1 protein-coding gene is annotated in these 298 nt (G+C 54.7%); it reads right to left on the bottom strand.

The genetic code is table 11. The annotated features are described in order from the left end of the window. A partial coding sequence (locus FLQ44_RS18020) for a carbamoyl phosphate synthase preATP-grasp domain-containing protein (RefSeq protein ID WP_147695480.1) occupies positions 1-215 on the bottom strand: 215 nt, incomplete at its 3' end. Positions 216-298: the final 83 nt, after the last annotated feature.

Raw genomic sequence — 298 nt, 5'->3', positions numbered from 1 at the left:
TCGGGCGTGATCGGCTCGACATAGGTCGCGTCGGCCAGCTCGGGATCGGTCATGATCGTCGCCGGGTTGGAGTTGACGAGGACGATGCGATAGCCCTCCTCCTTCAACGCCTTGATCGCCTGCGTCCCCGAATAGTCGAACTCGCACGCCTGACCGATAACGATCGGGCCGGCGCCGATGACGAGGATGGATTGGATGTCGGTTCTTTTGGGCATTTATGAAGCCAGACCTATGATAAATTGAATTATATTAAGGGCAGTCAGAAAGGCAGTCACTGAGGGATGATTGAGCAAATCAA

Source organism: Vogesella mureinivorans (assembly GCF_007644035.1).
In the GTDB taxonomy this organism is placed as follows: Bacteria; Pseudomonadota; Gammaproteobacteria; order Burkholderiales; family Chromobacteriaceae; genus Vogesella; species Vogesella mureinivorans.
This window is presented reverse-complemented; position numbering and strand designations above follow the sequence as displayed.